The organism is Brevundimonas sp. Leaf168, assembly GCF_001423685.1.
Classification (GTDB): Bacteria; Pseudomonadota; Alphaproteobacteria; order Caulobacterales; family Caulobacteraceae; genus Brevundimonas; species Brevundimonas vesicularis_C.
Genome location: NZ_LMOY01000010.1, coordinates 29954 through 50897 on the forward strand (window position 1 = coordinate 29954; position 20944 = coordinate 50897).

General features: G+C 66.7%; 22 protein-coding genes. 15 read left to right on the forward strand and 7 right to left on the reverse strand.

Annotation, left to right across the window (positions count from 1 at the left end):
• Positions 1-161 precede the first annotated feature (161 nt).
• On the forward strand, positions 162-1565 hold the full coding sequence (locus ASF81_RS10875) for a Do family serine endopeptidase (RefSeq protein ID WP_055808728.1): 1404 nt from the start codon (positions 162-164) through the stop codon (positions 1563-1565).
• Positions 1566-1569: 4 nt separating this feature from the next.
• Here ASF81_RS10875 and ASF81_RS10880 read toward each other — a convergent pair whose 3' ends face one another.
• Positions 1570-1992 carry a VOC family protein gene (locus ASF81_RS10880; RefSeq protein WP_055808730.1) on the reverse strand — a complete coding sequence of 141 codons (423 nt, stop codon included), beginning with the start codon at positions 1990-1992 and terminating at the stop codon, positions 1570-1572.
• Between the two features lie 74 nt (positions 1993-2066).
• On the opposite strand from ASF81_RS10880, the gene ASF81_RS10885 reads away from it, so the two are divergent.
• The 7 genes from ASF81_RS10885 to ASF81_RS10915 all read left to right on the forward strand — a co-directional run bounded on the left by ASF81_RS10885 (position 2067) and on the right by ASF81_RS10915 (position 8399).
• Positions 2067-3395, forward strand: a complete 1329-nt coding sequence (locus ASF81_RS10885; protein WP_055808530.1) for a replication-associated recombination protein A — start codon at positions 2067-2069, stop codon at positions 3393-3395.
• Between the two features lie 16 nt (positions 3396-3411).
• Complete coding sequence (locus ASF81_RS10890; RefSeq protein ID WP_055808531.1) at positions 3412-4137, forward strand: RluA family pseudouridine synthase; 726 nt, start codon at positions 3412-3414, stop codon at positions 4135-4137.
• A 64-nt stretch (positions 4138-4201) separates the two neighbouring features.
• Positions 4202-4690: a hypothetical protein gene (locus tag ASF81_RS10895; RefSeq protein WP_055808532.1), complete on the forward strand. Its 489-nt coding sequence runs from the start codon at positions 4202-4204 to the stop codon at positions 4688-4690.
• A 40-nt stretch (positions 4691-4730) separates the two neighbouring features.
• Positions 4731-5126, forward strand: coding sequence for a fluoride efflux transporter CrcB (gene crcB / locus ASF81_RS10900; protein WP_055808533.1), 396 nt, complete (start codon positions 4731-4733; stop codon positions 5124-5126).
• Positions 5123-6148, forward strand: a complete 1026-nt coding sequence (locus ASF81_RS10905; RefSeq protein ID WP_055808534.1) for an RluA family pseudouridine synthase — start codon at positions 5123-5125, stop codon at positions 6146-6148. The genes crcB and ASF81_RS10905 overlap by 4 nt, the downstream gene beginning before the upstream one ends.
• Positions 6145-7629 (forward strand): putative 2OG-Fe(II) oxygenase, encoded by a 1485-nt coding sequence (locus ASF81_RS10910; RefSeq protein ID WP_055808535.1) that lies wholly within the window; start codon positions 6145-6147, stop codon positions 7627-7629. Before ASF81_RS10905 ends, ASF81_RS10910 begins: the two co-directional genes overlap by 4 nt.
• A gap of 17 nt (positions 7630-7646) precedes the next feature.
• On the forward strand, positions 7647-8399 hold the full coding sequence (locus ASF81_RS10915) for an ATP12 family chaperone protein (RefSeq protein ID WP_055808536.1): 753 nt from the start codon (positions 7647-7649) through the stop codon (positions 8397-8399).
• Here the strand turns inward: ASF81_RS10915 and ASF81_RS10920 are convergent.
• Complete coding sequence (locus tag ASF81_RS10920; RefSeq protein WP_055808537.1) at positions 8396-9175, reverse strand: pseudouridine synthase; 780 nt, start codon at positions 9173-9175, stop codon at positions 8396-8398. The genes ASF81_RS10915 and ASF81_RS10920 overlap by 4 nt on opposite strands.
• 279 nt (positions 9176-9454) lie before the next feature.
• Here ASF81_RS10920 and ASF81_RS10925 point away from each other — a divergent pair, with 279 nt between their 5' ends.
• Positions 9455-9946, forward strand: coding sequence for a hypothetical protein (locus ASF81_RS10925; RefSeq protein WP_235559330.1), 492 nt, complete (start codon positions 9455-9457; stop codon positions 9944-9946).
• Here the strand turns inward: ASF81_RS10925 and ASF81_RS10930 are convergent, their stop codons facing one another.
• The gene (locus tag ASF81_RS10930; RefSeq protein WP_055808538.1) at positions 9947-10582 is read right to left on the reverse strand and encodes a DUF938 domain-containing protein; all 636 of its coding nucleotides are present in this window, start codon (positions 10580-10582) and stop codon (positions 9947-9949) included.
• A 211-nt stretch (positions 10583-10793) separates the two neighbouring features.
• On the opposite strand from ASF81_RS10930, the gene ASF81_RS10935 reads away from it, so the two are divergent.
• The gene (locus ASF81_RS10935) at positions 10794-12626 is read left to right on the forward strand and encodes a phosphoenolpyruvate carboxykinase (GTP) (protein ID WP_055808539.1); all 1833 of its coding nucleotides are present in this window, start codon (positions 10794-10796) and stop codon (positions 12624-12626) included.
• Positions 12627-12674: 48 nt separating this feature from the next.
• Positions 12675-13688: an FAD-binding oxidoreductase gene (locus tag ASF81_RS10940; RefSeq protein ID WP_235559334.1), complete on the forward strand. Its 1014-nt coding sequence runs from the start codon at positions 12675-12677 to the stop codon at positions 13686-13688.
• On the opposite strand, the gene ASF81_RS10945 is transcribed toward ASF81_RS10940, so the two are convergent.
• Positions 13685-14416 (reverse strand): TonB family protein, encoded by a 732-nt coding sequence (locus ASF81_RS10945; protein WP_055808541.1) that lies wholly within the window; start codon positions 14414-14416, stop codon positions 13685-13687. The genes ASF81_RS10940 and ASF81_RS10945 overlap by 4 nt on opposite strands.
• Positions 14417-14582: 166 nt before the next feature.
• On the opposite strand from ASF81_RS10945, the gene ASF81_RS10950 reads away from it, so the two are divergent.
• Together ASF81_RS10950 and ASF81_RS10955 are read left to right on the forward strand one after the other, a co-directional pair.
• Entirely contained in the window at positions 14583-15380 is a 798-nt protein-coding gene (locus tag ASF81_RS10950; RefSeq protein ID WP_055754840.1) for a transglycosylase SLT domain-containing protein, read from the forward strand.
• A gap of 88 nt (positions 15381-15468) precedes the next feature.
• Positions 15469-16608 carry a DUF2336 domain-containing protein gene (locus tag ASF81_RS10955; RefSeq protein ID WP_055808542.1) on the forward strand — a complete coding sequence of 380 codons (1140 nt, stop codon included), beginning with the start codon at positions 15469-15471 and terminating at the stop codon, positions 16606-16608.
• Between the two features lie 118 nt (positions 16609-16726).
• Here ASF81_RS10955 and ASF81_RS10960 read toward each other — a convergent pair whose 3' ends face one another.
• The 3 genes from ASF81_RS10960 to ASF81_RS10970 form a co-directional block, all read right to left on the reverse strand.
• Positions 16727-17203 carry a hypothetical protein gene (locus ASF81_RS10960; protein ID WP_055808734.1) on the reverse strand — a complete coding sequence of 159 codons (477 nt, stop codon included), beginning with the start codon at positions 17201-17203 and terminating at the stop codon, positions 16727-16729.
• Between the two features lie 61 nt (positions 17204-17264).
• Entirely contained in the window at positions 17265-18017 is a 753-nt protein-coding gene (locus tag ASF81_RS10965) for an NAD kinase (RefSeq protein WP_156363234.1), read from the reverse strand.
• Between the two features lie 73 nt (positions 18018-18090).
• Positions 18091-19215 carry a DUF2336 domain-containing protein gene (locus ASF81_RS10970; RefSeq protein WP_055808543.1) on the reverse strand — a complete coding sequence of 375 codons (1125 nt, stop codon included), beginning with the start codon at positions 19213-19215 and terminating at the stop codon, positions 18091-18093.
• 173 nt (positions 19216-19388) lie between these two features.
• Here ASF81_RS10970 and ASF81_RS10975 point away from each other — a divergent pair, with 173 nt between their 5' ends.
• Positions 19389-20153 carry a class II aldolase/adducin family protein gene (locus ASF81_RS10975; RefSeq protein WP_055754843.1) on the forward strand — a complete coding sequence of 255 codons (765 nt, stop codon included), beginning with the start codon at positions 19389-19391 and terminating at the stop codon, positions 20151-20153.
• A 35-nt stretch (positions 20154-20188) separates the two neighbouring features.
• On the forward strand, positions 20189-20923 hold the full coding sequence (locus tag ASF81_RS10980; RefSeq protein WP_235559335.1) for a hypothetical protein: 735 nt from the start codon (positions 20189-20191) through the stop codon (positions 20921-20923).
• Positions 20924-20944 lie beyond the last annotated feature (21 nt).

Sequence of the window (20944 nt, forward strand, 5' to 3'; positions counted from 1 at the left end):
TCCTGCGCGCGAAGGGCAAATATGGCGGGCAGGGGGCCGAACGGAACGGCTGTAAAGCTTGTCCGTTGATGACATCATACGCCTTGATCCAGCCCGAAACCGGGTGCGGAATGGCGTCGCTTTACGCTTGCCAGTCTCGGATGCCCCAGTTTCGGATGCCCATGAAGACCCGATCGCTCGTGCTCGCCGCCGCCTTCGCCCTGTCGGCGTGCGGCAATCCCTCGAACTCCAAGGCGCAGGAGGGCGAGTTCGCCCAGCCGACGCGCACCGCCCCGGCCGATGCGGCGGGAATGAAGTCCAGCTTCGCACCGGTGGTTCGATCGGCGGCGCCGGCCGTGGTCAATATCTCGGCGCGCAGCGTGCAACGCGTGCAGGCAGATCCCTTCTTCCAATTCTTTGGCGGCGGCATTCCCCAGGCGCGGGTGGCGGAATCCGTGGGCTCTGGCGTCATCGTCCGTTCTGACGGGATCGTGGTGACCAACAACCACGTCATCGACGGCGCCCAGCAGATCAAGGTCGTGCTTAACGACCGTCGCGAGTTTCCCGCCACCGTCATCCTGGCCGACGAACGCAGCGACATTGCGGTGCTGAGGCTGGAGAACGTCAGCGACCGCCTGCCGGTCCTGGCTATCGACGATCAGGAAGAGCAGCAGGTCGGCGATCTGGTCCTGGCCATCGGCAATCCGTTCGGCGTAGGGCAGACGGTGACGAACGGCATCATCTCGGCCCTGAACCGGACCGAGACCGGCATTTCCGACAGTGGCTCCTTCATCCAGACCGATGCGGCCATCAATCCCGGCAACTCGGGCGGGGCGCTGGTGGACATGGACGGCGACCTGATCGGCATCAACACCGCCATCTTCTCGCGCTCGGGCTCCTCGGCCGGGGTCGGCTTCGCCGTGCCCGCCGCGATGGTGAAGCGTGTGGTGGACAGCGCCCTGGGCGGCGCGACGGCTGTGGTTCGGCCATGGCTAGGCGTGAAGGGCGACACTGTGACTGGCGACATCGCCGGCAGCCTGGGTCTGAGCCGGCCGCAGGGATTGGTCGTCACCGACGTCTACGCCAACGGCCCGGCCGCGCGCGCCGGTATTCGTCAGGGCGACGTCATCACCGCCGTCGATGGTCAGGAGATCAACGACCAGAACGGACTGAACTACCGCGTCGGGTCGCGCAATCCGAACGATCAGGTGCAGGTGTCCATCCTGCGCGACGGTCGGGCGCAGACGCTGACCGCGCGGGTGCAGACCCTGCCGGGCGACGCTGATCCCAAGCAGGGGGTGACGATCCAGTCCGGCCCCTTCGCCGGCGCCGAGGTCGTGGCGCTTAGTCCCGCTCTGGCGGACCGGCTGGGCGGCGATCCGTTCGCGACGGGCGTTATCGTGACCGGCGTCTCCGGCCGCGGCTATGCGGCGCGGGCGGGCTTCCGCCAGAACGACCTGATCGTCAGCATCAATGGCCGCGCCATCGGCTCGGCCCGCGATGTCGAGGCCGCCAGTTCCGGTCGCGGCCCATGGGAGGTCGTCGTCAACCGTGGCGGCCGTCAGATCCGCGGCGTGCTGAGATAGGTCGTCAGGCCTTCGTCGGCCCGCCGATCGACCAGGTGTGGCCGAAGGGGTCGCGCAGGACGCCGTAGCGATCGCCCCAGAACTGATCGGCCATGTCCAGCACAGGTTCCGCGCCGCCGACGGTCATCGCGCGCGTCCAGCAGGCGTCGGGATCGGCGACCTGAAGATGCAGGGTGACGCCGGCCGGCCGCACATCTTGGGAACCGCCGTATTCCGGGAACTCGTCATTCAACATGACGCTGGCGCCGTTGATCTTCAGGTGGGCGTGCATCAGTCGCTCGCCGTCGTCGGCGAGACGGCGGTCCAACACCTCGGCGCCGAAGGCGATGATATAGAAATCGATCGCCGCAGAGGCCCCGCGCGACGGGATTGTCAGATGCGGCGTCACGCCAGAAGTCGGACCCTGGTTCGGATTGGCGTCGGTCATGGTGCGGTCTCCGTGGCGGTTCGCCATACTAACGCGTGAAAAGCCTTTGGCGAACGCCTACATAGGTCGCACCCATGAGCGACCTGTTCGAAGCCTCCGGCATTCTGCCCCCCGACGCCCCCTTGGCCGACCGCCTGCGTCCGCGCACGCTGGACGAGGTGGTGGGGCAGGATCATCTGCTGGGGCCAGGCGGGCCGATCCGGCGCATGATCGAGGCGGGGCGGTTGGGGTCGATGATCCTGTGGGGACCGCCGGGGACGGGCAAGACCACGATCGCGCGCCTGCTGGCCCAGGCCGCGGGCTATGAATATCAGGCGATCAGCGCGGTGTTTTCGGGCGTCGCCGATCTGAAGAAGGCGTTCGAGGCGGCGCGGATGCGGCGTGCAGCGGGACAGAGCACGCTGCTGTTCGTCGATGAGATCCACCGCTTCAACCGCGCCCAGCAGGACGGCTTCCTGCCTTTCGTGGAGGCAGGTGTGGTGACCCTGGTCGGGGCCACGACGGAAAACCCGAGCTTCGAGCTTAACGGCGCCTTGCTGTCGCGCAGTCAGGTCTATGTGCTGAAGCGGTTGGACGATGCTGCATTGGATCTGCTGCTGAGCCGGGCCGAGACGCATATGGACCGGACCCTGCCGCTGACGCCGGAGGCGCGGCAGGCGATGCTGGCCCTGGCCGACGGCGACGGGCGGTATCTGCTGACCATGTCGGAGGTGCTGTTCGACCTGGCTGAGGGCGAAAAGCTGGACGTGCAGGGGCTGGCGGGCGTGCTGCAACGCCGGGCGCCCGCTTATGACAAGAGCCGAGAAGAGCACTACAACCTCATATCCGCCTTGCATAAATCGGTTCGGGGGTCGGACCCCGACGCGGCGCTCTATTGGCTGGCGCGCATGCTGAACGGGGGGGAGGATCCGCTGTATCTGGCGCGGCGGATCGTGCGGATGGCGGTCGAGGACATCGGCGAGGCCGATCCGCTGTCGATCCTGGTCGCCAATGCGGCGAAGGACACCTATGACTTTCTGGGCAGTCCCGAAGGCGAGCTGGCTTTGGCCCAGGCCGTGGTCCACCTGGCGACGGCGCCCAAGTCGGTGGGGGTCTATGAGGCGTTCAAAGCGGCCAAGAAGGCGGCCTATGAGACGGGTTCGTTGATGCCCCCCGCCCACATCCGCAACGCCCCGACCAAGCTGATGAAGTCGCTGGGGTACGGCAAGGGCTACCAGTACGATCCGGATACGCCCGAAGGCTTCTCTGGCGCGAACTTCTTCCCCGACGAGATGGACCGCCGCACCTTCTACAAGCCCAAGGGCGAGGGGCACGAGGAGAAGGTCAAGGCGCGGCTGGAACGTTGGGCCGAGATGCGGGCGCGGATGGCGGTGAACGGTGCTGTGGACGCGGCGGGCGACTGACCTCTAGAAGCGCCCGATGTTCGAACGCCAGCCCGTCGCCCTGTCCGAAGATGATATCGCCGCCGTTCGGTCGTGGGTGATCCACGAGGATGCGCACGTCATCGCCTTCTCAAAGCCGCCGGGCCTGTCCAGCCAGGGCGGGCGGATCAAGGCGCATACGCTGGACGATCTGCTGTGGGCGTTTGCGCGTTCGAACGGCAAGCGGCCGGAGCTGGTTCATCGGCTGGATCGCGACACCTCCGGCGTGATTCTGGCGGCCAAGACCAAGCCGGCGGCGAGTTTTCTGGGCAAGGCGTTGCAGATGCGGCGGTTCAGGAAACAGTATCTGGCCCTGCTGTCGGCAGCGCCTGAGCCCAAGGCGGCGACCATCGACGCGCCGTTGCGTCGCGAAGAAATCGGGCGCGAGAGCTATATGCGGGTCGTCGCCTTTGATGCGCCGGGCGCGCAAGGGTCGCAGAGCCGCTATCGGACCCTGGCCGCGGGACCGGAAGGGGCTGCGGTCGAGCTGGAGCCGCTGACCGGGCGGATGCATCAGCTGCGTGTGCATATGGCCCATATCGGTCGGCCGTTGATCGGAGACGTGCGCTACGGCGGCGCTCTGACCACGCCCGTTGGACCTGCGCCGCGTCTGATGCTGCACGCCGCCAAACTGAGCTTTCCGCATCCCGAGGGCGGGACGACGACGGTCGAAGCGCCGCCGCCCGAGGATTTCGCGAAGCTGAGAACGGCGCTGGGTCTTTAGGGCGCGGGCGCCTCAGGGAACGACGTGCGCGTTTTGGCGCTATGTCGTTGAAAGGATACCTCTGATGAAGCGTCTCGCCCTCGCCTTGACCGGTCTTTCCGCCCTGGCCCTGACCGCCTGCGCCAACCTGGCGCCCTATGGCGCCCAGATGGGTCCGAACGGGCAGGGGTATTCCGAGCAGCGGATCGAATCCAACCGCTACCGTGTCACCTACAACGGCGTCGGCGCTGCGGGCCGTGTCGCCGATTGGGCGCTGGTGCGCGCCGCCGACCTGACTACCGAACAAGGCTACGACTGGTTCGAGGTGACGCAGAGCTGGACCGATGGTCGGCCGGGTGGCGCGGGCGGCGTCAGCCCGAGCGTCTCCATCGGCGGCGGCAGCAGCCGATATGGCGGCTATTCGGCGTCTGGCGTCGGCGTGGGCGTCGGTCTGAACTTCAGCGGACCGCAGCCGACTTCGACGACGCTGGAAGTCGTTCTGGGACGCGGCCAGAAGCCCGATCGTCCGAACGCCTATGACGCACGTTCGGTGCAGAGCTCCATCCCGCGCTGACCATCGCTTTCGGCGCGGGCGGCGTATATATCGCCGCACGATGACACGTTTTCTTCTCGTTGCGGCAGGCGGGGCGATCGGCTCCATGGCGCGCTATGGCCTGGGCCTCGCCGCCGGGCGGCTCGCGCCCAATGCCGGCTGGCCCGTGGGCACCTTCGCCGCCAATGTCGCAGGGGGTCTGATGATGGGTCTGCTCGTCGGCTGGCTGGCGTTCCGGGGCGGGGCGCAGCAGGAGATAGTGCGCCTGTTCGCCGCCGTCGGCGTGTTGGGCGGGTTCACGACCTTTTCGTCCTATTCGCTGGAAGCGGTGCAGATGATCGAGCGCCGCCAGATCGGCCTGGCCGCCGCCTATGTGATCGGCTCGGTGGTTCTGGCTATCGCGGCCCTGTTCGTCGGCCTGATGGTCGCTCGCCGCGCCTTTGGAGTTCCCGCTTGACCGATCAGCCGCCCGCAGCAGATGCGCCCAAGCGCGAAGTCCTGACGATCTATGTCGCCGAGGACGAGGACGGCATCCGGCTGGATCGTTGGTTCCGCCGTCGCTGGCCGCACCTGTCCAACATCCAAGTGCAGAAGATGGCCCGCAGCGGTCAGATCCGCGTGGACGGGGCCCGCATCAAGCCCGAAGGCCGACTGACTGCCGGCGCCGCTGTGCGCGTGCCGCCGATCCCCGATGACACCTCTCGCCAGGCTGGCGACGCCCACACCCTGTCCGAAAGGGACATCGCCTTCGCCAAGTCGCTGGTACTTTACGAAGACGACATGGTTATCGCCTTGAACAAGCCGCATGGCCTTGCGGTGCAGGGCGGGACCAAGACGAGCCGTCATGTGGACCGTCTGCTGTCGGCCTGGGGCGAGGGGTTGGAGCGACCGCGCCTGGTTCACCGGCTGGACCGCGACACCTCGGGCGTCCTGTTGCTGGGCAAGGGGCCAGAGGCGGCCAAGCGTCTGGCGGGCGCCTTTGCGCGTCGGCAGGCCAAAAAGACCTATTGGGCCATCGTCATCGGCAATCCGAAACCCTATTCGGGCCAGATCGACATGCCGTTGAAGAAGACCGGCATCAACGATTTCGAGATGATGCGCCCGGCCGAGCGCAAGGACCCGCGCGCCGAACCGGCCGAAACGGCGTTCTCGACCATCAGCCGCGCCGCGCACCGGGCGTCATGGATGGCCCTGCGCCCCTTCACCGGACGGACGCACCAGCTACGCGCCCATATGGCGGGGATCGGCCATCCCATTCTGGGCGATCCAAAATACGGCGACGAGAAATCGCGTGAACTGTCAGGGCCACTGAAGCTTCAGCTGCACGCTCGCAGCATCGAACTGGATCACCCGCGCGGCGGCGTTCTCAAGGTCACCGCCCCCTTGAGCCCCGAGATGAAAACCGGCTTCGCCCACTTCGGCTTTTCTGAAGACGAGGCTGAGGACGACCCCTTCCTGGGCGTGAAGCGAATCCGGTGACTGCTGAGGTTCAGGCGAGGGTCGAAGGGGCCAAGGCTCTGGCCGCTGCCGGCCAGCTGAACGCGGCCTTGGAAATGCTGGCGCCGATGGCGCAGCAGGCCGATGCGCCGTGGCAGGCGCTGTCTGTCCACGCTGATCTGATGAAGCGTGTGGGGCGTCTGGAAGAGAGTGCGGCGCTGTCGCAGCGCCTCGTCGAGGTTCGGCCGCACAGCATTCCGGCGTGGCATAATCTGGCGTCCACCCTCGGCGATCTCGGGCGGGCGGCCGAGGCGGAGGTCGCGTGTCGCGCCGCCATGTCCATCGGCGGCGATGCGCCGGAAACCTCGCTGGTGCTGGCGCGGGCTTTGCAGGCGCAGAGTCGGTTCGACGAGGCCGAGGACGCCTACCGTCAGGCGCTGCTGCGGCGGCCAGGCTACGGCGATGCGCTGCGTGATCTGAGCCAGTTGATCTGGATGCGAGATGCCGATCTGGAAACCGCCTGCGCGCCGCTGGATGCCGCCATAGCCGTATCGCCAGCGACGCCTTTGCTGCGCCAGATCAAAGCGAAGCTGCTGGAATATGCAGGGGAGGGCGAGTGGGCCTATCGCACCCTGGTCGCCGGACCGCTGGATGGGCCCGGGAAACTGGCGGCGGCGCAGGCGTGTCTGACGTGGGATCCCCTCGGGGCGCTGGACCATGCGAACCGGGCGGCGGCGCTGGCGGGCGGCGAGGTTCCGGCGATCATGGTGACCCAGGCCGAATGCCTGCTGGCGCTGGGTCAGGCCGAGGCGGCGCTGGTCACGATCGAGACGTTGCGGGGCCGCGAGCCGCTGAACCAGCATGTGCTGGCCTTTCAGGCGACGGCCTGGCGGATGCTCGGCGATGTGCGGTACGGCCGGCTTTACGACTACGACGCCTTCGTGCGGCCGTATCGGCTGCAGGCGCCTGACGGGTGGGCGTCATTGGAGGCCTATCTGGTCGATCTGGCGAAGGCGCTGTACGACCTGCATACGCTAAAGACCCATCCGGTGGGCCAGTCGCTGCGCGGGGGATCGCAGACCAGCGCGTGCTTGGCGCAGAGCGAAAATCCGGCCATTCGCGCCTTTTTCCAGGCCATCGACAAGCCGATCCGCGACTATATGGCCGCGTTGGGTCAGGGCGACGATCCGCTGAGGGCCCGGAATACAGGTGACTATCGCATCCAAGGCAGTTGGTCGGTGCGGTTGAGGCCAAACGGATTTCACGCCGACCATATCCATTCGAACGGATGGCTGTCCTCGGCCTGCCATATCGAACTGCCGCCGGCGGTGCAGGGCGAGCGCCGCGAGGGCTGGTTGCGGTTTGGCGCGCCGCCCGGCCTGCCGAGCTTGGCGGCAGAACACTATGTGCAGCCCCGACCCGGCACGTTGGTGCTGTTTCCTTCCTATATGTGGCATGGCACCCAGCCGTTCGGCGGCGAGGCGTCGCGTCTGACGCTGGCGTTCGACGTCGTGCCGGCCTGATTCCAACGGACCTTCTGATGACCGATCACCCCCCCCCGCATCGCCCACGTTTCGTCGAGCAGTCGCCGGATCGCATCTCCCGCTTCTGGACCGATGCGGGCGTCGGGCCGCATGCGGATGGGGGCTGGGCCGTGCTGTTGGACGGACGCACGCCGAAGACGCCGGACAAGGCGGCACTGGTCTTGCCGACCCAGGCTGCGGCGCAGTTGGTCGCGGACGAATGGGCGGCGCAAGGGCAGTTTCTGGATCCCTCGACCATGCCGGCGACCCGGCTGGCCTCGACCGCCATCGATCGGATCGGTCAGGCGCGCGAGCCGGTGGCGGACGAGATCGCGGCCTATGCCGGATCGGACGTGGTCTGCTATCTGGCCGAACATCCGACGCCGCTGGTCGAAAGGCAGGCGCGCGAGTGGGGGGCGTGGCGCGATTGGGCCGCGCGCGAGATGGGGGTGGCGCTGGAGCCGGTCGCCGGCATCGTGCATCGACCGCAATCGCCTGACGCCATTGCGCGGGTCAAGGCGCATGCGCTGTCGCTGGACGATTTCCGCCTGACCGGACTGGCGACGGCCGTACCTCTGCTGGGGTCGGCCGTGTTGGCTTTGGCGGTGGAGAAGGGCGCGCTGGAGGGCGGCGCGGCGTTCGACCTGTCGCGGATCGACGAGCTGTTTCAGGAAGAGCAGTGGGGCGTGGACGCGGAGGCCGCCGAACGCACCGAGTCGCGCCGCGCGGAGGCCCAGCTGCTGGACCGGTGGTTCAGAGCGCTCGGTTAGGGCGCTGGAGGCGTCGTCGAGGCTGAGATCAGCATCGCACGTTCCTGATCGGTCAGGTGGCGCCAGCGACCCTCGGGCAGGTCGCCCAATACCAGCGGCCCGATGCGGGTGCGATAGAGGTCTACGACCTCCAGCCCGACCAGTTCGCACATGCGGCGGATCTGGCGATACTTGCCCTCGGTCAGGACGAAGCGAAGGCGCTGCGGCTCGATCTGGGTGACGCGGGCGGGCTTTAGCGGCTTGTCGTTCAGAGACAGGCCGTGGCGCAGCTTGCTGAGCTTGCCTTCGGTGATCTGGCCTTCGACAACGACCAGATATTCCTTGTCCAACTCGGACGCCGGGCCGATCACCGCCTTGGCGACGACGCCGTCGGACGACAGCAGCAGCAGGCCGCGCGAATCTTCGTCCAGCCGACCGATGGGGGGCAGGGAAGCGTCGCGGGCAGGCGTCTCGCCCTCGCCGATACGATTGGGCGTCTTCAGCAGTCGCACGGCCGGGATCTTGCCGGGATCGGGCTGGCCCGAGACGTAACCGACCGGCTTGTGCAGCACCAGGGTCATGCCCGTCGCCAAGGCCGCCTGGGCGGTGTCGTTCAGGCTCAGGGTTTCGCCCGGTTGAATCTTTCGGCCGGCGTCGCTGATCGTCTCGCCATCGATGGAGACCAGACCATTGGCGATCAGGGTATCGGCCTCGCGCCGCGAACAGACGCCGGTCTGGCCCAGCCACTTGTTCACGCGAACGGGTTCGTCGCCATCATAGGTGCGGGTGAAGGCCATGCGATTCCGTCGTCCAGTCGATGCGGCTGTCTAGAGCCGGGCGGGATCGCGAGCAAGCGGGTCGCCGTTTTCAGGATTAGCAAGGCCGGTCCGTTTGAACTGGCAGGTTGATCCAGACGGGATCGTCACTATATCTGACGGCATTCCACAAATGAGCCAGAGTGCGGGACGACACGCGTCGGACCCGTCGATTTTCATTTTTCTGGTCATCGGCGTGGGTGGTTCGACAGCGTCGCTTGTCGGATCTGGATCAGTATTGAAACATCTCAAGGAGACGTCTTGTTCGCTCAAAACAAATCTTCCGCAGGCCCCCGTCGCACCGGTTACAACCGTCCTGTTCCCACCCGTCTGCGCATGGGGCTGGTGATGCGGCGTGACATGGCGTTCGGCGAGTTGGGCGACGTGGAGGGCGCGTTGCGGGCCGAAGGCGTGGGCTTGGCCCCGATCTCGACGGGCGACGCCAGTTTGATCGCCGGCGGCGTGACCGTGCTGGCCACCGCTACAGCCAAGGACATCGTCGAAGGCCGCCTGAAGGGTTTGGTCGTTCCGGGCGGTTCGACGGAAGAGGCGTCGTTGGCGGCCGTGCGGTCGCTGATCGACTTGGCGCGTACAAGCGGCCTGACGGTCATCGCCTTCGCGGACGGCGTTGCGCTGGCGGCCGACAGCTTCGGCTTATCGGCCCAGGCCGAGGGCGCGGTGTTCAAGGACGGGGGGGTGACCCTCCTAAACGAGCGGGCCGAACTGTCCAAGCTGGTCGGCGCGATCGTCTGATCAGAAGGCGCGGAACAGCAGGATGAGATTGTTCGCCGGCATCTGAACCCGCAGCGTGGCCGCAAGGCCATGCGAGCGGGCCAGGGCCTCGACCGCTTCGCGATCACGCAGACCCCATTCCACGTTTCGCGCCTTCAGACTGGCCTCGAAGGTAGCATTCGACTCCGCTAGCGGAACCTCGGCCTCGCGGTAGGGGCCGTAAAGCGCCAGCAGGCCGCCGGGCCGTCGCAAGACCCGACCGGCCAGATCCATCAGCCCCTCGGTCGCCGACCAGGGGCTGATGTGCGTCATGTTCGCACAATATAGGGCGTCAAAGGTGTCGGTCGGCCATGTCGTGGGGTCGCCGGCGTCGAGCGCCAACGGCGGTTTCAGGTTCGACAGATCGAGCTGGCGGCTCCAGGCGGCGATGCTTTCGCGGGCTTGATCGCTGGGGTCGCTGGGCGTCCAGTCCAGATCCGGCATGGCGGCGGCGAAGGCGGCGGCGTGTTCGCCCGATCCGGACGCGATCTCGAGCACCGATCCACGCGCCGACAGATGGGCGCGGAGCACGCGAAGAATCGCCTCGGCATTGCGCCGCGCAGCGGGCGATGTCAGTGCGCCGTCCGGCAAGACGGTGATGGAGTCCAGGCTGTTCATTCGTCCAAAGTATCGTCGAAACGCGACGAACACATCTGCGATTTCTCACCGCGAAAGGCCGGTTGTTTGTGCATTTTTTGCGCAATTTGACGATCACCGAGGCCCGGCGCAATTCGCTTGTAACAGTGCGTGATCGTCACGCTCTGAAGGCCACGACGGCGTCAGATCGTCGGACCTTTTCGCTCAGGAGACGCCCTTGTCCATTCTCACTATGCCCGGATTGCGCCCGGCGCCCACCGCCCATGCCGGGCTGATCGCCTGGGTCGAGCAGATCGCCACCCTGACCAAGCCCGCCAAGGTCCATTGGTGCGACGGCTCCGAGGCCGAGAAAGAGGCCATCACCGCCGACCTGCTGGCCAAGGGTACGCTGAAGGCGCTGGATCAGACCAAACGGCCGGGCTGCTACTACGCCGCCTCCGATCCCCGCGACGTGGCGCGGGTCGAGAGCCGCACCTTCATCTGCTCGGACGACGAGGCTGACGCCGGCCCGACCAACAACTGGGCCGATCCGATTGAGATGCGTGGGCGTCTGGACGGTCTGTTCGACGGCTGCATGGCCGGGCGGACAATGTATGTCGTCCCGTTCTGCATGGGCCCGCTGGGGTCCGAGATCAGCGCCCTGGGCGTGGAGATCACCGACAGCGGCTATGTCGCACTGTCGATGGGTGTGATGACCCGCATGGGTAAACCGGCGCTGGCTCAGTTGAGCGATAAGGGCGTCTTCGTGCCGGCCGTCCATACGTTGGGCGCGCCGCTGGCCGATGGTCAGGCGGACGTGGCCTGGCCTTGCAACGACGACAAATGGATCGTGCATTTCCCGGAGACGCGGGAAATCTGGTCTTATGGTTCGGGCTATGGCGGCAACGCCCTGTTGGGCAAGAAATGCTACGCCCTGCGCATCGCCTCGATCATGGCTCGCGATGAGGGATGGCTGGCCGAGCACATGCTGATCCTGAAGCTGACGGATCCGAAGGGCCGGGCGAAATACGTCGCCGCCGCCTTCCCCAGCGCGTGCGGCAAGACGAACCTAGCCATGTTGCAGCCCAGCCTGCCGGGCTGGAAGGCCGAGACCATCGGCGACGACATCGCCTGGATGCGGTTCGGCGACGACGGGCGGCTGTATGCGGTCAATCCCGAGGCCGGCTTCTTCGGCGTCGCGCCGGGCACCAGCCGCAACACCAATCACAATGCGCTGGAGACCTTGGCCTCCAACACCATCTTCACCAACACCGCCCTGACCAACGATGGCGACGTGTGGTGGGAAGGTCTGACGAAACAGGCGCCTGAGGGCCTGACGAACTGGAAGGGGCAGCCGCACGATCCGGCGTCCGGCGAACCCGCCGCGCACCCCAACGCCCGTTTCGCGGCGCCCGCCAGCCAATGCCCGGCCATCGCCCCGGAATGGGAAGATCCCAAGGGCGTGCCGATCGACGCGATCCTGTTCGGCGGCCGCCGCGCCAGCGCAGTGCCGCTGGTGACCGAAGCCTTCGATTGGGAGCACGGCGTCTTCATGGGCTCGACCGTGGCGTCCGAAGGCACCGCGGCGGCCGAGAACAAGGTCGGCGAACTGCGCCGCGATCCCTTCGCCATGCTGCCGTTCTGCGGCTACAACATGGGCGATTATTTCGCCCACTGGCTGAAGATGGGGCAGGGGCAGGACGCCTCGAGACTGCCGCGCATCTTCTTCGTCAACTGGTTCAGAAAGGATCAGGACGGCCGGTTCGTCTGGCCCGGTTTCGGCGACAACGCGCGCGTGCTGAAGTGGATCAGCGAGCGGATCGACGGCGAGGCCGAGGCGGTCGATACGGCGGTCGGGCGCGTGCCGTCCGTCTCCGCGTTGGACCTGTCAGGCCTGGACTTGACGTCGGCGCAACTGTCGATCCTGCTGGACGTGGATGCGGGCGTCTGGGCCGAAGAGGCGGCGCTGATCCCGGACTTCTATCGCCAGTTCGGCGAGCGTCTGCCGACCGCCCTGTGGGACCAGCACGCGGCCCTGGTCGCGCGCCTGGACGACGCCGGCGCGGCCTCGATGGCGGCGGAATAGGCGAAAGTCATCTTGCAATAGGGGCGTTGCGGGTCGATCAGACGGCCCGTGACGTCTTCCTCTCCCATCGTGATCGTCGGCGCCGGCGTGCTGGGCCTTTGCACCGCGTACGAGCTGCATCGGCGCGGCCGGGCGGTGTTGGTGGTCGATCCGGGCGGGGTGAACGCCTCCCTCGTGGCTGCGGGGATGATCGCCCCGGCGATGGAATCGGCCATCGACGACGTGTCGGTTGATCGCGCGCGGCTGTTTAGAGACGGCCGTGATTTGTGGCCCACGTTCGCGAGCGCCGCCGGCATCGCTCTGGCGCATCGACCCGCTGAGTGGCGAGGCGGCGACGTGGAGGCGATGGAGGCGCGGTTGCGCGCGCTGGGCTTCGACGCGCGGCGCGATGGCGCCGGCGTCACGACCGATGACGATTATCAGGTCGAGCCGACCAAGGCTCTGGCGGCGCTAAGGCAGGCGCTGGGCGAGGCTGTCATCGCGGGGACGGTGACGACGATCGCCCGCGCCGATGGCGGCTGGCGGCTCGAAGTCTGTGATCGGTGGTTGGATGCAGACGCGGTCGTGCTGGCCACCGGCGCCGGTGACGCCATTGCGGGTCTGCCCGAGACCGCGCGCCGATTGATCGAGGAAATCCAGCCGATCCGCGGACAGATCGGCGTGGCAGCCGGACATCTTGTCGATCATGTCGTGCGCGGGCCGGGCGCCTATGTCGCGCCAATGGCGTCTGGCGCGGCCATCGGAGCGACGATGGAGCCGAGGCGGCGGGATACGGCGCCGGATGCCGAGGCGTCCAAACGCCTGACCCAGGCGGCTTGGGCTACGCTGGGTCGGTCGCCTGAGCCGCTGTCTATCGAATGGCGCGTCGGCATCCGGGGCGCGACGGCGGATGGTCTGCCGCTCGCGGGCGCGGGGCCCGGTGCAGAGGGTCTGTTCTTGGCCTTGGCGCCGCGTCGAAACGGCTGGTTGCTGGGGCCCTTGGTCGGCGCCGTGGTCGCCGATGCGATCGAGGGGCGGACGGCGTCGCCGCACGCCCGCGCCCTCGACCCTGGTCGGTTCTAGCCCTCCATCGCGAACCGGACGGTGAAGTTGACGGTCGCGCCGTCGACAGGTCGGCCGTCCACGGTGCGCGGGTTCATGCGGAACGACCGCGTCAGGCTCTGCGCGGCGCGGCCGAAGCCCTGGCCGCTCGGTGTCTCGCCCACGACTCGGCAGCCGTTCAGGCCGCCGTCCGCATTGACCACGCAACTGAGCGTCGCCGAACCCGGCGTGCCGTTCTCTGCGGCGCGGGTCGGATAAGCCCGCGCCATCTGCGCCGCCGAAGGCCGGCTGGCCCAGGTTGGATTGTTAATCACCGACGGCGGGCGCGGTGGCGTCTCGACGGTTGCCGTGCCGCCCTCGACGCCGGTGGGAGCGACGCTGATGGTCGGCAGACCGGGTTGAGCGGTCACGACGCCGGGCTCGGGCGGCGTCAGCGGGATGGTCTGCACCGTCGAGGGCACGGGGATCGCCGACTTGTGAATGGGCGTGGGCGGCGCCGCCGTTTCAGGCGTGGGCAAGGGCTTGGGTTTGGGCGGCGCCATCATCACCGAGACCGGCGGGTCGAGGATGTCTTCGATGGGCGCCGCACTCAACTCGAACCGTTGATTATAAAGCGCCACGCCCGCCGCAACGTGCAGGACCAGCGAGACGCCGATAGCGCCCAGCATCCAGCGCGGGATGGGTTTCTTGCGTTCCCCGAAGTCGATCGGGCTGATCAAGCCGGGACCACCGGCAGCACGGATCATCATAACGTCACTCCCTCGTTCACCGCCCCCGCAGCGCCCGTAACTGCAAGTTGAGCGCGCAGGTTGTGGCGGCTTTACGGCGAAGTTTTCCTGTTCGACGAAGGTCGAGGCGTTAACGCGATCGTTAAGAATTAAGAGTTGGTTAACTACGTTCGCCGACCCTTCGCACATGGGTATCGGAGCGATTCCATCGACAGGCGGAGTAGAGGCGGCCATCCGGCGCGCGTCGAACGCCGTTGGCGTGGACTATGACTTCCTGGTCAAGACCGCGCGGCGCGAGAGCGCGATGAACCCGTCGGCCAAGGCCCCGACCTCGTCGGCCGCCGGCCTGTTTCAATTCATCGAACAGACCTGGCTGGGCACGGTCAAGCAGCACGGGGCCCAGCACGGCTACGGCCAATACGCCGATCTGATCCATCGCGGGTCGGACGGACGTTGGCGCGTCGAGGGTTCGGCGCGCAACGTGGTGCTGGACCTGCGGTTCGATCCCCACGCGGCCTCGACCATGGCGGCTGAGTTGACGGCGTCCAATGCCGCATATCTGCGCGGACGTACGGGCAAGGAACCGGGCGCAGGCGATCTGTATGCGGCTCATTTCCTGGGGCCGGCTGGGGCCGCCGGTTTGATGGAGGCGATGGATCGTAATCCGGGCGGCAGCGCCGCAGCGCTGTTCCCCGACGCTGCGCGGGCCAACCGCAGCATCTTCTATCGCAATGGACGCGCCGCCACCGTCGCCGAGGTCCACGCCAATCTGCAGCGCACGGCAGGCGAGGGCGCACCCGCCGCCGGAGCCGGCGAGACGAAATACGCCGTGCCGAACCTGAGCGACAAGGACCAGATGCTGGCCGCACGTCTGGATCGGCTGAAGCAGGATCAAGGCCTTTTGGCGCTATTGCTCGGTCAGGATGGATCATCCAGCAGCGGCTTCGGCGGCGCTTTCTCGCCAAATGGCAAGGAATCGACCTGAGTCGTTGCATTGCAACCGATGGTAAACCACCCGTTAAGCATGGCAGTCTCATTCTGGGATCAACGTCCGATTCCATCACGAGCCGTCCATGACCGCCTTCCGCGCCCGCCTGACAGAAGTGGACATTCGACGCCTGATCAAGGCGACGGACGACGATGAGCGGGCCGAGGCGGCGCACAAGCTGTGCCGCAACATGGAGCGCGCGGAACTGAATGAGGACGACCGGGCGGCGGCGCAGAAAATCCTGCGTCTGCTGGCCAATGACGCCGCCGAATTGGTGCGTCGCGCCATGGCTGTCACGCTGAAGGCGTCCGATCTGATTCCCAACGACGTGGCGCGCAAACTGGCCGGCGATCTGGACAGCATCGCCCTGCCGATCATCGCTTCCTCGCCGGCGTTCAGCGACGAAGATCTGATCGAGATCGTGCGTGCCGGATCGGTCGTGCGTCAGGTCGCCGTGGCGGGGCGGGCGCGGGTGTCGCGCGATGTCGCAACCGTGTTGGCGGCCGAAGGCTGCGAGCAGTCGGTTCGCACCTTGGCGGCGAATGACAACGCCGACCTGTCCGAAGGGGCGCTGGCGACCGTCGTCGATCGTTTCGCCGAAGCGCCTGAAGTCCTGGCCGCCGTAGCCTATCGCCAGGTCCTGCCGCTGCATGTGACCGAACGGTTGATCCAGCTGGCCAGCGAGGCGGTGCGCGAACATCTGATCAGCCATCACGCTGTGGCGCCGGAAACTGCGATCCGTCTGGCCCAATACTCTCGTGAGCGGATGACGGTGGATCTGGTCGATCAGGCCAGCGTCAGCACCGATCTGGCGGCCTTCATGGCCCAGCTGAACGCCCGTCGCGTGCTGAATGCATCGCTGCTGCTGCGCGGACTGGCGCGAGGTCAGATGGCGATGTTCGAATATGGGTTGGCCGAACTGGCCAACACGCCGCATCACCGCGCCTGGTTGATGGTGCATGACGCCGGCCCGCTGGGGCTGAAGGCCATCTATGATCGCGCGGGTTTGCCGCCGCGCCTGTTCCAGGTCTTCAGGGCGGGCGTCGACACCTGGCGTGCGCTGGCGGCGGAGGGGATCGATACGTCGAGCGCCTATTTCCGAGATCAGATGCTGGAGCGGTTCCTGACCCAGCGTCCGGCCGTACTGCGCGACGATCTGGCCTATCTGATGGAGCGGCTGGATCAGTCCCCGTCGCTCAGCCTGACCGCCGCCAACGCGGCCTGATCCTGAGAGCCTGATTCACGGCATCGACGAAGTCGCGAAGTGACTCGTCTCAACCGATCAAGCTTCAAGAAAAAGGCCCGCCGAAGACGACGGGCCTTCGCAAACGGCTGGAGGGACTTCAGCCTGCGAGGTGATCTGCGACGCGCGCTTCCAGGGTCTCGGCCAAGGCGCGGCCGGTCGGGTGTTCGTCAGTCTTGATCTGGTCGCGGACGACGGCGCGGATGGCGTCGATGTGGGCGTCCAGGATGGCGATCGGCGCAGTCATGCGGCGATCGGCGTCGTCCAGCATCTTGCACAGCGAACCGGCGATGCGGGTAACTAGCGGATATTCGTAGGTGGTGCCCAAGCCCTTCAGATCATGAGCGCGGAAATACAGAGCCTCGGCGGTGGCGGCGGTGTAGCCCTGCTCACGGATGTCGCCCTGAGCCTTGTCCAGCTTGACGATCTCGTCGTTCAGCCACTGGCCGAACTGGGCCGACATGGCTTTCAGCGCCTCCTCTGCACGAGCGATGGCGTCGGCGTTGATGCCGAAGCCGCCGCCGACCTTGAGACGTAGCGAGTTGGTCGGAGGGGTGATCTGCGCCGGATTGCTCATGGCGGGCTCCATAGGACGTTCACGCCAAGATACGGTAGCGGGCTTAAGAAGCCGTGACCGATCAGTTCGCGAACTGTTCGGCCATCACCCGCTCATCGAACGACCGGCCCGCATCGAATAGCATGGTCAGGGTGACGTCACGACGCTCGCGCACCTCGACGCGGGCGACGCGTCGGACCTCGAAGTTGTCGGCGGTCGCCGAGACTGGGCGTTTGTCGGCCTCCAGGACCTCGAACCGCACCTTGGCGCCGTGCGACAACAGGGCGCCGCGCCAGCGACGGGGACGGAAGGCGCTGATCGGCGTCAGGGCCAGGATGCGGGCGTCCAGAGGAATGATCGGGCCGTGCGCCGACAGGTTATAGGCGGTCGATCCCGCAGGCGTCGCCACGAGGCAGCCGTCGCAGGACAGTTCTTCCAGTCGAACGCGCTCATCGACGGTGATCCGCAGCTTGGCTGACTGGCGCGTCTGGCGCAGCAGCGACACCTCGTTGATGGCCAGGCCGGTGTGCACTTCGCCGCTTTCGGTCCAGGCGTCCATCTGCAGCGGATGGATGACTGTCCTTTCGGCCGTCGCGATCCGCTCCAGCAGACCGTTGTCGTCGTAGTCGTTCATCAGAAAGCCGACCGACCCCCGGTTCATCCCATACACGGGCGTGCGCTGCCGCAGGTTGCCGTGCAGGGTTTCCAGCATCTGCCCGTCGCCCCCAAGCGCCACGATCACATCGGCCTCGTCTTCGGGCACGGCGCCATAGCGGTCGATCAGGGCTTTGCGCGCCGCCTGGGCTTCGGGCCGGTCGCTGGCGACGAAGGCCAATCGGGGCGATGACGGCAGGGGAGGGGAGCTTGACTGAGTCACTTGGCGACGTGGCCCCAGCTTGGGCGCAGAGTCAAACGGTCGCGGGCTTGTGCATCATCTGATGGAAGGCGCGAGAGGCTGCATGCGCGCTCATTGGGGTCGCCTTCCAGCCGCCGTCGGCAGGCATTCCGCCCGAAAGCTTGCGCACCTCGACCAAAAGGGAGGCGAAGACGGCCTTGTCCACGCCCACGGCGATGCAGGCCAGGTAAAGCGGCTCGGCAGTCGGCGCGCGGATGGCGTGATGCACCTGAGCCTCGCTGAAGCCGCCCAGGGCCGCCAGGGTTTGTTCGAACAGTTCGAAACGCTGTTCTCGTAGCGCGCGGACCAGCAGACCGGGGCGGAGCTGGCCGGCGGCTTGAAGTTTTTCCACCAGTCGTCGTTCCGCGTCGATGCGTGCGCGATCCTCGGTCATCCGGGCGGACATGGCGCGCCATTCCGGGCTGCCGACAGCCTTCGCCGCCGCGTCCTGAACCGCCGCATTCAACTGGGCGTCGTCGATGCGGAAGCGTTCGCCGATCGACTGACGCAGAGCCTGGCCGACCCATTGATAAAGCTGCTGAGCCAGTTGTTCGTTCAGCCTGGGGTGACGCGTCAACGGCGCCCGCAGGCCCGCGATGCGGCGCGAATGATCGACCAGCTTGCGCATGGCGTCTTCGCCAATGTCGGCCGTACGGTTGGACGCCAGCGCCGTCATGGTGACGGGCTCGGCGCGATCGACAATCGTGTCCACGACCGGCCGCGCCAGTTGTGGGCGCCGTGCGACAGCGATCTGATGTTCCAGCGTCGCCTCGATCAGCAGGCGTATGAGGTCGGCGTTTTGAAGAAGCGGGCTGGAGGTGATGACCGGGCGGGCGATCTCGATCTCATCCAGCGCCAGCATGTTGACCAGCGCAGGCGGCGCCCAGTCGACGCCCGCGATCCGTTCGGACAGGGCCAGTCGAATATCCCGCTCGGCCTGGGCTGTCAGAGCGAGGAAGATGTCGCTGAGCAGCGGCGCGACCTTGGGTGGCGGCGGATTGGATTCACACAGCGAGGTGACCTTCAGCAGCAGGCGCTGACGGTCGTCGGCCGAACGGCTGCTGGCCAGCGCCAGAAGCTCAGACACAGTCCGGTCGTCCCAGGCGTCGCGGGGCGGCTCCAGTTGAACGACAGACAAGGCGGCTCCCCGAACCGGCGACGATGCTTAACCATATGCTTGCGTGATGAAGACCGGGTTAAGCAAGGCCGCCGCAGGGGGTGACGTCACGTCAACCGCGGCCTTGTCGGCTTGACGACGCGACCGCGCGGGGTGACGGTTTGTAAAAGCCCATCCAGAGGCAGGAGGAAATCATGGCGGACGGAACCAGTCCCTCGATCAAGTCGCGGGTGTCCGAAGCCGAATGGCAGGTCCGTGTCGAGCTGGCGGCCCTCTATCGGCTCGTCGCCTTGAACGGTTGGGACGACATGATCTTCACCCATATCTCGGCGCGCGTGCCCGGGCCGGAGCATCATTTTCTGATCAATCCCTACGGCTTTTACTTCGACGAGATTACGGCCTCGTCGCTGGTGAAGGTCGATCTGGAAGGGAACATCGTCCAGGACACGCCCTATTTCATCAATCCGGCGGGCTTCACCATCCACTCGGCCGTCCATGCCGCGCGCGAGGACGCCAAGTTCGTCATCCATCTGCATACAGTGAACGGCGTGGGCGTCGCCGCTCAGGCCGAAGGTTTGCTCCCCGTCAGTCAGAACGCGTGTTTACTACAGCATCAGGTTGCGTATCATGGATACGAGGGGTTGGCTCTGAACCATGACGAACGCGAACGTCTGGTCGCCGACTTGGGAGACAAACCGCTGATGCTGCTGCGAAACCACGGCACGCTGGCGGTCGGGGAAACGGCGGCTCAGGCATGGATCGGCATCTTCTTCCTGGAGAGAGCCTGCGCGCAGCAGGTTGCGGCGTTGTCTGGCGGGCGCGAGCACATCCTGTTGGCGCCGGACGAAGCGCAGGCCGAGACCAAGGAGCAGGGGCGCGGCATTGGGTTCATCTCGTCGCTGGCCTGGCCGGGCGCTCTGCGACAGCTGGATCGCAAGTCGCCGGGCTACGACGCCTAGGTGCCGTTGTCGCGGGGACGCTGGTCCTCGCGGCGTTGACGCCGACCCAAGCTCTCGCCGGCGCCTGGACCCAGCCGAAGGGCAAGGGCCAGGCCATCGTCAAATATGAGCGGCTGAGCGCCGACACGGGCTTCGACGCTGCTGGCGAGGAGCGTGATCTGCCTGGCCAGCGGCGCGACGCGACCTTGGGTCTGTTCGCCGAATACGGCGTGTCGGATCGGCTGACGCTTCAGCTGAAGGCGGACTTGCAGGACGGCGAGGACGCCTTCGTTGATTACAGCGGGCGCGGCCCCATCGAGATCGGTGCGACCTGGCAGGTCTGGCGCGACGACCGGAACGCCGTCAGCCTTTACGGCGGCTATACCCAAGCCGGGGAGGGGCGCAACGCCGGCTATGCCGCGCCGGGCGTCGGCGATCACGATTGGGAGGCGCGCGTGTCGGTCAGCCGGTCTCTCGGCGAGATGGGCGAGCGCTGGGGAATGGCCGGCGCATTCGTCGAGCTTCAGGCCGCACGCCGTCTGCGTGACGGCCTGCCGGATGAAACCCGCATCGACGCCACGGCGGGCGCCCGGCTCGGCGAGGATTGGATGGTGCTGGGTCAGACGTTTGGCGGCGCGGCCGACGGCGGCGCGCGCTGGCTGTCCTTGGAAGCCTCGGTGGTGCGTGATTTCGGCGCCTGGAGCTTGCAGGCCGGATGGAGACAAACCGTCGCAGGCCAGGAGATCCCCATCAGCCGCGGGCCTGTTCTTTCGATCTGGAGACGATTTTAGGCAAGATTTCTGCGACGGAAA